Annotated in this window: 8 protein-coding genes and 2 pseudogenes; 4 read left to right on the forward strand and 6 right to left on the reverse strand. The window is 64.6% G+C overall.

Features of this window, described 5'->3' with window-relative positions:
• Positions 1-2: 2 nt before the first annotated feature.
• Positions 3-620 carry a TetR/AcrR family transcriptional regulator gene (locus WA904_RS13385; RefSeq protein ID WP_425197620.1) on the reverse strand — a complete coding sequence of 206 codons (618 nt, stop codon included), beginning with the start codon at positions 618-620 and terminating at the stop codon, positions 3-5.
• Between the two features lie 54 nt (positions 621-674).
• A pseudogene (locus WA904_RS13390) lies at positions 675-1,514 on the reverse strand (IclR family transcriptional regulator domain-containing protein).
• Positions 1,515-1,629: 115 nt separating this feature from the next.
• Here WA904_RS13390 and pobA point away from each other — a divergent pair.
• The gene (pobA, locus tag WA904_RS13395; protein WP_425197621.1) at positions 1,630-2,814 is read left to right on the forward strand and encodes a 4-hydroxybenzoate 3-monooxygenase; all 1,185 of its coding nucleotides are present in this window, start codon (positions 1,630-1,632) and stop codon (positions 2,812-2,814) included.
• Between the two features lie 31 nt (positions 2,815-2,845).
• On the opposite strand, the gene WA904_RS13400 is transcribed toward pobA, so the two are convergent.
• Both WA904_RS13400 and WA904_RS13405 read right to left on the reverse strand, forming a co-directional pair.
• On the reverse strand, positions 2,846-3,070 hold the full coding sequence (locus tag WA904_RS13400; protein ID WP_425197622.1) for a helix-turn-helix domain-containing protein: 225 nt from the start codon (positions 3,068-3,070) through the stop codon (positions 2,846-2,848).
• Between the two features lie 10 nt (positions 3,071-3,080).
• On the reverse strand, positions 3,081-3,650 hold the full coding sequence (locus WA904_RS13405) for a DUF2975 domain-containing protein (protein WP_425197623.1): 570 nt from the start codon (positions 3,648-3,650) through the stop codon (positions 3,081-3,083).
• Positions 3,651-3,835: 185 nt separating this feature from the next.
• Here WA904_RS13405 and WA904_RS13410 point away from each other — a divergent pair, with 185 nt between their 5' ends.
• Complete coding sequence (locus WA904_RS13410) at positions 3,836-4,753, forward strand: CoA transferase (protein ID WP_425197624.1); 918 nt, start codon at positions 3,836-3,838, stop codon at positions 4,751-4,753.
• Between the two features lie 75 nt (positions 4,754-4,828).
• On the opposite strand, the gene WA904_RS13415 is transcribed toward WA904_RS13410, so the two are convergent.
• Positions 4,829-5,683, reverse strand: a complete 855-nt coding sequence (locus WA904_RS13415; protein WP_425197625.1) for a LysR family transcriptional regulator — start codon at positions 5,681-5,683, stop codon at positions 4,829-4,831.
• Between the two features lie 86 nt (positions 5,684-5,769).
• On the opposite strand from WA904_RS13415, the gene WA904_RS13420 reads away from it, so the two are divergent.
• Together WA904_RS13420 and WA904_RS13425 are read left to right on the forward strand one after the other, a co-directional pair.
• The gene (locus tag WA904_RS13420) at positions 5,770-6,687 is read left to right on the forward strand and encodes an MBL fold metallo-hydrolase (protein ID WP_425197626.1); all 918 of its coding nucleotides are present in this window, start codon (positions 5,770-5,772) and stop codon (positions 6,685-6,687) included.
• A gap of 219 nt (positions 6,688-6,906) precedes the next feature.
• Positions 6,907-8,394, forward strand: a complete 1,488-nt coding sequence (locus WA904_RS13425; protein ID WP_425197627.1) for a CYTH and CHAD domain-containing protein — start codon at positions 6,907-6,909, stop codon at positions 8,392-8,394.
• A 27-nt stretch (positions 8,395-8,421) separates the two neighbouring features.
• Here WA904_RS13425 and WA904_RS13430 read toward each other — a convergent pair.
• Positions 8,422-8,752, reverse strand: a pseudogene (locus tag WA904_RS13430) (RNA polymerase sigma factor); the annotation flags it as partial.

An 8,752-nucleotide genomic window follows, 5' to 3' on the forward strand; every position in this document is an offset into this window, starting at 1 on the left:
CGTCACCCTTGTCCGGCGTGCTTGCTCACGCGCCGAATCAGGGCGCGGTACGAGGCAACGGCGATGTCTGTCGTGTTCGCATCGTTCATGATGCGGTATTCGTACAAGGCCCCCAGCACCAGGCAGTGAATCTCGAACAGCAGCGCCTGCGGATCGATGTCTTCCTTGAGCTGGTTCCGCTCCATGGCCTGGGTGATGGTGCGCATCATCACACCGCGCCACGCGCGCACATTGCCCACCAGGATTTCTCGCGTTTCCTGCGCGGCCTGGTCCATGGACAGGGCAGTGACTTCAAACAGAGCCATGCTCTTGCCATCCCCGCTGCATATTTTTCGGATCCATGTCTCGACCATCGCGTTGAGCCTGTCCAGCCCATGCGGCTTGTTTAGCGCGGGAAAAAAAATATCAGCCAGAAAGCGCCGGCCATATTCATCAACCAGGGCAATGCGCAAGGCCTCAATGGAGCCGATCCGGGAAAACACGCCACTGTTGGAAAGCTGCAGCTTTTCAGCCAGGCTGGGAACCGTCACCGCACCCAATCCATGACGAACGGCAATGTCGATGCCCGCATCGATGATGGCGTTGCGGGTCAGCTCGCTCTTTTTGGTTTTGGCTTCCATCTGCAAATTCTAGTGGCGGCACGCACGCCAGGCACCTAGTGATTACCTGACCGGCTACATCAGCGGCCGCAGCTCCCTCGCCGCGTCGAACAGCAGCGGCAGCAAGTCGCGCTGCATCGCCTGTGCCGAAAGCCGCTGCGGCGACGCCACCACATTCAGCGCGGCCACCGTCCTGCCCTGCATGTTGCGCAGCGGCACCGCCAGCGCATGCACGCCAAGCTCGTGCTCTTCCGCCGCCAGGCAGCAGTCGTCGACCCGCACCTGTTCGATCACCGCCCGAAACTGCTTGATGTCGATGATGGTGCGCGTGGTCAAGCGCGGCAGCGTGCGGCCCTTGAGCCATTGCGTCAGCGCGGTTTTGGGCTTGGCTGCCAGCAGCACGCGCCCGGTGGATGTCGCATGCGCGGGCAGCCGCGCGCCCAGGTGCAGGCCGTAGGCCAGCACACGCACGGCGCCGTCCGCACCGCTTTTCCACTCGTAACCGCTGCGCCCGATGACCACCACTTCGTCACCGTCCAGCACGCTGGCCGAAAACGACTCCTGGGTTTGCGCCGCCAGGCGGTTCAGCGTCGGCTGCACGGCGCGCGGCAAACGCGCCGATGCCAGGTAGCTGCCCGAAAAGCGCAGCACCTTGGGCGCCAGCCAGTAATAGCTGCCGTCGGTTTCCAGATAACCCAGGTAGGCCAGCGTCAGCAGGTGGCGGCGCGCGGCCGCGCGCGTGATGCCGGCGCGTTACGCGGCCAGCGTGGCGTTCAGGCGCTGGCGCTGCGTGTCAAAACTCTCCAGCACCGCCATGCCTTTGGCCATCCCTTCAATCAGGTCGGCTTTGGCGATCGGCTTGCCGGCCTGCAGGAAGCCGTTCGTCTGCACAGAAGGGGTCGGTTGGCTGCTCATTGCGCGATCATCGCACAAATGGCGTGGAGATCGCACACGGCGCGCGTGGCCATCTGGCCGTCCCCGGGAGCGGCGAATACGCTAGCTGTTCAGTAAAAACGAAATGGAGACAGACATGCGTACCCAGGTTGCCATCATCGGTGCAGGCCCCTCCGGCCTGCTGCTCGGCCAGTTGCTGCACAAGGCCGGCATCGACGCGGTTATTGTTGAACGCCAGAGCGGCGACTACGTGCTTGGGCGCATCCGCGCTGGCGTGCTCGAGCAGGTCTGTATTGACCTGCTTGACGAAGCCGGTGTCGGCAAACGCATGCGCCAGGAAGGCCTGGTGCACGGCGGCTTCGACATGCTGTTCAAGGGTGAACGTCACCGCATCGACATGAACCGCCTGACCGGCGGCAAAAACGTCATGGTCTACGGCCAGACCGAAGTCACCCGCGACCTGATGGATGCGCGCCAGGCGGCAGGCCTCACCACCATCTATGAAGCCGGCAACGTGGCCGTGCACGGCTTCGACACGAAGAAGCCGCGTGTGACTTACGAAAAAGACGGCCAGACGCATGAGATCGAATGCGACTTCATTGCCGGCTGCGACGGCTTTCACGGCGTCTGCCGCGCCAGCGTGCCCGACGGCGCGGTGGCCGAATACGAAAAAATCTACCCCTTCGGCTGGGTGGGCGTGCTCTCCGACACACCGCCAGTGCACCACGAACTCATCTACGTCAACAGCACGCGCGGCTTTGCGCTGTGCTCGCAGCGCAGCCACACGCGTAGCCGCTACTACCTGCAGGTGCCGTTGACCGACAAGGTCGAAGCCTGGTCGGACGACGCCTTCTGGAACGAGCTGCGCCTGCGCCTGGACGCGGGCGGCCGCGAAAAACTCGTCACCGGCCCGTCCATCGAAAAAAGCATCGCCCCGCTGCGCAGCTTCGTCGCCGAGCCCATGCGTTTTGGACGCATGTTCCTCGCCGGGGATGCCGCCCACATCGTGCCGCCCACCGGTGCCAAGGGCCTGAATCTCGCCGCCACGGATGTGAAGTACCTGTCCGGCGCGCTGATCGAGTTTTACGCCGACAAGAGCGAAGCCGGCATCGACACCTACTCGGAACGCTGCCTCAAGCGCATCTGGCGGGCCGAGCGCTTCTCATGGTGGTTCACCAACCTGATGCACCACTTCCCGGAAAACGGCCCCATCGGCCAGAAGCTGCAGGACGCCGAGCTGGACTACATCGTCCACTCGGAGACCGGCGCGCGCTCGGTCGCTGAAAACTACGTCGGCCTGCCGCTCGATTTCGGCGCCTGACGCAGTCGGGGCGCAGGCGTTACGCGGCCTGCTAACGGGTTAAAGAGCCTCCATCAGGCACATTCACCAGCAGGTCGCCGGGCTGGCAATCCAGAAACTCGCAGATCTTCAGCAAGGTGTCGAAACGCACGCCTTTGACCTTGCCCTGCTTGAGCAGGGACAAGTTGGCTTCGGTGATACCGACGTAGGCGGCCAGGTCTTTGGACCTGGCCTTGCGCTGCGACAGCATCACGTCAAGTTTGACGACGATGCTCACAGGACAAGCCTTAAATGAACTGGGCGTTCTCTTCCGCGAGGGCCACGGCCTTGCCCATCACGGCGGCGATCTGCCACACCATGCCGGCAAACAGCAGCGTCAGCAGTTCGTTGCTGCCCAGGCCGAAAGACAGCGCCCTCTGCCCGGCCGGCGCACCGGCCGTCAGCACCACGCAGATCAGCATCGAAGCAAACAGGCCGGTGACCACCGACGCAAAAACGCCGGCGGCGAAACCGCGCAGGTAACGCACCGTGCGCACGCTGAAATATTCGGCTTGCGAAAAACCGGAGAAGCAGCGCATGGCACACACCAGGCCATAGGAGGCACAACACACCGGCACCATGCCCAGCACCAACGCGAGCATGCGTTGCCACAGCTCCACCTCCAGCATGGCCGCCTGTAGCGCCGACACGTTGACGCCCGCACGGAGCAGCAAGCCCTCGGTCGGCGTGGTCACCAGCTGGTAGAACACGGCCAGCGGCAAGGCCACGGCCAGCGAGGCACAAACCCAGGCAAAGGCGCTGTTCAGGCGCTGCACGTCGGGGCGTGTCAGGGTGCTTGCGGCGAATGCGTTTTTCATGGGTCACCTCTTGTGTCGTGAGGCGTCTATTGTGCGCGTTAAATATCTGCAAAACAATAATTAATTTCTGTAAAACATAAATTTTTACAAAATAAGAGCTTCCTCGCCACGGCAGCAAAGTCTGGTAAGGTCAATTGCATCCGGACGCTTTCCGCCCCTTCCTCCCCCGACCATCCACCACCCAGATGACCTCCTCTGCCGCCGCCAAAATCGCTGCCCTTCCCTCCCTCCAGGGCGTACGCGTCCTGAGCCTGGCGCTCAACCTGCCCGGCCCCGCCGCGCTCATGCGTTGCCGGCAGATGGGCGCCACCTGCGTCAAGCTTGAGCCGCCTGCGGGCGACCCCATGGGCCTTTACAACAAGCCGGCTTATGCGCAGCTGCATGAAGGCGTTAAGGTGCTGACAACCGACCTGAAAAGCGAAGCCGGCCAGAAGGTGCTGCACCGCGAGCTTGAAAAAGCCGATGTGCTGCTCACCTCGTTTCGACCGTCGGCCGTTGAAAAGCTGGGCCTGGGCTGGAAAAAAATCCACTCCCTTTACCCTGCGCTCTCGCACGTCGCCATCGTCGGTGCGCCGGGCGTACTAGGCGAAGAGCCCGGCCACGACCTGACCTACATGGCCCACTACGACCTGGTCACCGGGCTGAACCTGCCGCCCACGCTGTACGCCGACATGAGCGGCTCGCTGATGGCCAGCGAAGCCGTGCTGCAGGCCACGCTGCGCCGGCAAGCGCCCTACACCGGCTCAGGCGATCCGCACCCCCTGGGCGCCTTCATTGAAGTGGCGCTGTCCAATGCCGCCGCCTACCTGGCCCTGCCGCGGCAATGGGGCCTGACGCAGCCCACCGGTTCAGTCGGTGGCGCGCATGCCGGCTACCGTGTTTACGCCTGCAAGGACGGGCGCGCCGCGGTGGCCGCGCTGGAGCCTCACTTTGCCGCTGCACTGTGCGCCGCAGCCGGCGTGGCCACCTCTGACATTCGCGCCATGTTTGAACCTGCCACGCATAAAGCTGTGGCTGCTTTCATGCTTACACAGACGCGTGAGCAGCTGGACAAGCTGGCGGAGGAGAAAGATATTCCACTGCATACGCTATCGAATGAATAGCTGCTCGCGCACGCCGCATAAGGGCTGGCGGCCAATTTTGCTTCATGAACTGCGGTGCCGACTCCGGGGCAAGCCCTAAGCCGGCGATACCCCCGGTGGCTTGCGCAAAGCGCGCTTCAACGCCCGCACCAGCTTGACCGTCTCCGCGTCACGCGGATTGCAGGCCAGGCAGACGCGCCGCTTGGCGCCCTCCGCGTCGCGCAGGGGCAGAACCACGACGCCCGGGGCGCCTTCACAGTGCGAGCGGGGCAGAATGGCCACGCCGATGCCCAGCTCGACCAGCGCCACCGCGATCTCCTCACGCTCGGCCACGGCCCGCACGTCCGGCCGGATGCCGGCTTGTGCCAGCACCTGGACCAGCATCTGGTTCATCGCGCAACTGGAGCGCTCGATGAAGGCCAGTCCCTCCAGGTCCGACAGGCCCAGGCTGGTGTTGAAGCGCTTGGGGTGCGAAGCCGGGACGGCGGCCACGTAATCCTCCTCCCAGAGCGGCTCGGACCACTCCTTCGCGCCCACCTCCCGTTCAGTCACGAGGCGCAGATCGGCCTCTTCGGCGCCCTGGCACAGCTTGAGCTTGGCCTCGGGCAGTTGCTCATGCAGGGCGCGGATAAGTGCTGAGACCTGGCGCAGGTGCATGTCCGGCTGCACCTGCAGGCGGATCTCCTGGTCCGCGGGTTCGCGAAAGCTGTTCACGACAGCCTCGGCTTCGGCCAGCAGGCGGGTGGCCAGCCCATACAACTTCTCACCATCCGGTGTGGGGCTCAGCCCGCTTTTGGAACGGGCGAACAGCAGGCTGGCCAGCTCCGTCTCCAGGCTCTGGATTGCGTGGGTGACCGAAGGCTGGGCCACGAAGCAACGCCGCGCCGCCGCGGTGATGGAGCCTTCTTCATAGGCGGCCACGAAATAGCGGAGAGCTCGCAGGTCGAACATGAGCTTTCTTTCATAGCTTTTTTATCTCAAGCAACAATATAAACAATATTTGCCTGATGCATGGACAAGCCGTACAGTGCCCCACCATGCAACCTACCAACTTCCTCCGCCCCTTCATCCTCCTTCTGGCGCTCCTTGCAGGCCTGGCAGGCGCCCATGCCGCACCACCTGCGCCTGCCGCCCTGCCGGAGGTGGGCTTTTCCATTGTCAAAACCGGTTCGATCCAGGTGCGCGAGGGACTGGTGTACTCGGGCGGCAGCTTTTCGAAGAAGGTGGACACCGTCTTCTCGGCCATGCTGATCAAGCACGGCGCCGAGTTCATCCTGTTCGACACCGGCCTGGGCAGCAACATCGCCGAGCAGTACCAGCAGGACATGCCGCTGCTGATGCGGCCGCTGTTCAAATACGAGGAGCCGGTCACGCCGGTCAAGGCGCAGCTGGAGAAAGCGGGGATCGGGCCCCTGTCGCGCATCATCCTGAGCCACAGCCACTGGGACCATGCCAGCGGCGTCACCGATTTCCCTCTCACGCCTGTCATGGTGTCGCCGGAGGAACTGGAGGTGATCCGGCGGCCGGCCGGCACGACCGGCGGCGCCTGGCCTTCGCAGGTGGGAAGCCCATCCATCCAGTGGCAGTCCATCGCCTTCGAGCCGCGCCCCTACGCTGGGTTCGAGCGCAGCCTGGACCTTTACAGGAATGGCAAGGTGGTTCTGGTGCCGATGTACGGGCACACCCCGGGATCGGTCGGCCTCTTCCTCACCGTTGATTCGGGCAAGCGGTATTTCTTTGTGGGCGACGTGGTCTGGAGCGCTGCGGCCCTGGCGAACGGCAGCCCCAAGTTCTGGGCCGCACGCATCAAGGTCGACGACAACGCTGCGCGAACGCAGGGCACGATCGAGCAGATCCGCGCGGCCATGCAGCGCGACCCTGGCCTGGTGGTGGTGCCGGCACACGACGGCACGGTGCAGAACGCACTGGGCTACTTCCCTGCCTGGGTCCGTTAGGCCTGCCGGGCTTGAGGCGTCGAAAGCTTTATCCAGAGATAGCAGTCGCCTGGCCCGCATCCGCTGCACACGCTATCGAATAAATAGCTGGCAGCGCACGCTACATAAGGGCTGGAGGCCGATTTGGCTTCATGAACTGCGAGAAAAAGCCGGGAGCCCACCTTGCATTGCACGCCCTGCCGCGTAGGATGGGAAGCCCCGCCTTGCACACGGCACACCATGACCGAGTTCGAACTCAAGTTTGAAATTCCCCCCGCACGGCGCCAGGCGGTAGAAGCCGCCGTGCGCCGCGGACGGGTTGCGCAGCAACGGCTGCAGGCACGTTATTTCGACACGCCCGAGGGTGCACTGGCGGCGCAGGGCGTGGTGCTGCGCCTGCGCAAGGAAGGCCGGCAGTGGGTGCAGACAGCCAAGGCGCCCGGCATCCGGCCGCTGGAACGGCTGGAACACAACGTGGCGCTGGGCGCCAACGCGGCGCCTGTGCCTGACCTGGCGCGCCACAGCGGCACACCGGTCGGCGAAAACATTCGCCAGGCCTTGAGCCTCAAACCAGGCGAAGCTTTCCCTGGGCTAGCGCTGGTGTACACCACCGACATCGTCCGCCTGACCCGGGTCGTGCGGGTGCGCGGCGCAGTGGTCGAGCTTGCACTGGACCGGGGGCGCATTGCCGCCGGCGACAAGTCGCTGTCGGTGAGCGAGCTGGAGCTGGAACTCAAGCAGGGTCAACCCGCCGGCGCCGTGGCGCTGGCAGGCAACTGGTGCCTCAAGCATGGCCTGTGGCTCAGCAGCGTGAGCAAGTCCATGAAGGGCCAACGCCTGGCCGCGGGCCAGGATTTCGGCGCCGCTGTGAGCGCCAGGCCGCCACACTTTCCTCGCCACGCCTCCAGCCGCAATGTGGCTGCTGCCGTGCTGGCGGCCTGCCTGGACCAGGTGCTGGCCAACGCAAGCGATGTGGCCGGCGGCTGCACCGATGAGGAACACATCCACCAGTTGCGCGTGGGCCTGCGCCGGCTGCGCACCGCGCTGAAAGAACTCGGCGCCCTCGCAGGCGGCTGGGGCGACCAGGGTGACAAATGGGAAGCGCCGCTGGCCACCGTGTTCCGCGAGCTGGGCCTGCACCGCGACCGTGACTACCTCCTGCACAAGCTGCAAGGCCAGATCGAAGCGGCAGGCGGGCCGCCGCTGGACTGGCATGACGGAATGGGCGCCCTGCCCAGCGCGGCAGAGTCGGTACGCGCACCGGCCTTTCAGCAGGCGCTGCTGGGCCTGGTCGGTGTTGTTCACGCGGCCTCTAGTGAAGCTGAACCAGAAAACAAATCACCCAAAAAAGCCTTGCGCAAACGCCTTGCCAGGCTGCACAAGCAGGTGCTGGCGCAAGGCCAACAATTCATGGCTCTTCTCGAGCCCGAACAACACGCATTGCGCAAGCGCCTCAAGCGCCTGCGCTACCTGGCTGAATTCGCGCAGCCCCTGTTTTCAAGGCGCAAGTCAGAGGCCTACCTCACCGCCCTCAAGCCGCTGCAGGACGCGCTGGGCACCTACCACGACGAAGTGGCGGCACTGCGGGCCTGGCAAGGGCTGTCGGGCCACGACCCGCGCGCCCTCTTCGGCGCAGGCTGGCTCAGCGCCCGCCGCGAGGTGCATGTGCAGGGCTGCCAGCAGGCTTGCGACAGCTTTGCCGGACAGGCCAGGCCGTTCTGGGACTAGCGTGCAGGCAGTTGCTCGCAACTCCACTTATTCAAGCTTCCCGGGACTGCCCTCAACAGCTGCGCCCACCCACCGCGCATACCGGAAATCCCTGATCCCCGTCACCTTCCCTTGCGCAAACGCCAGCACCACCACATACCCCGGCGCCCCGGCCCCTTCGTCCGCTTCGGTATCCACCCACAGCCCAGGCCGGCCCTCCACGTTGATCGGCGTCATGCGCAGCCCGTATGTCTTGGCGGCGTAATTCGTGAAGTACTCGCCGCCGCGCGCCTGCATCGGCTTGCGGCGCGCCACCAGGTCCAGCTTCACATCCTGGCCCAACATCTCGCGCAGGCCGTCAAAGTCCCTGGCGTTGAAG

It is taken from the genome of Polaromonas sp. (genome assembly GCF_049790275.1).
Taxonomy (GTDB): domain Bacteria; phylum Pseudomonadota; class Gammaproteobacteria; order Burkholderiales; family Burkholderiaceae_C; genus Polaromonas.

Coding starts and splice junctions, on each gene's coding strand:
- WA904_RS13385 (WP_425197620.1), bottom strand. CDS start 620: ATGGAAGCCAAAACCAAAAAGAGCGAGCTGACCCGCAACGCCATCATC.
- pobA (WP_425197621.1), top strand. CDS start 1,630: ATGCGTACCCAGGTTGCCATCATCGGTGCAGGCCCCTCCGGCCTGCTG.
- WA904_RS13405 (WP_425197623.1), bottom strand. CDS start 3,650: ATGAAAAACGCATTCGCCGCAAGCACCCTGACACGCCCCGACGTGCAG.
- WA904_RS13410 (WP_425197624.1), top strand. CDS start 3,836: ATGACCTCCTCTGCCGCCGCCAAAATCGCTGCCCTTCCCTCCCTCCAG.
- WA904_RS13415 (WP_425197625.1), bottom strand. CDS start 5,683: ATGTTCGACCTGCGAGCTCTCCGCTATTTCGTGGCCGCCTATGAAGAA.
- WA904_RS13420 (WP_425197626.1), top strand. CDS start 5,770: ATGCAACCTACCAACTTCCTCCGCCCCTTCATCCTCCTTCTGGCGCTC.
- WA904_RS13425 (WP_425197627.1), top strand. CDS start 6,907: ATGACCGAGTTCGAACTCAAGTTTGAAATTCCCCCCGCACGGCGCCAG.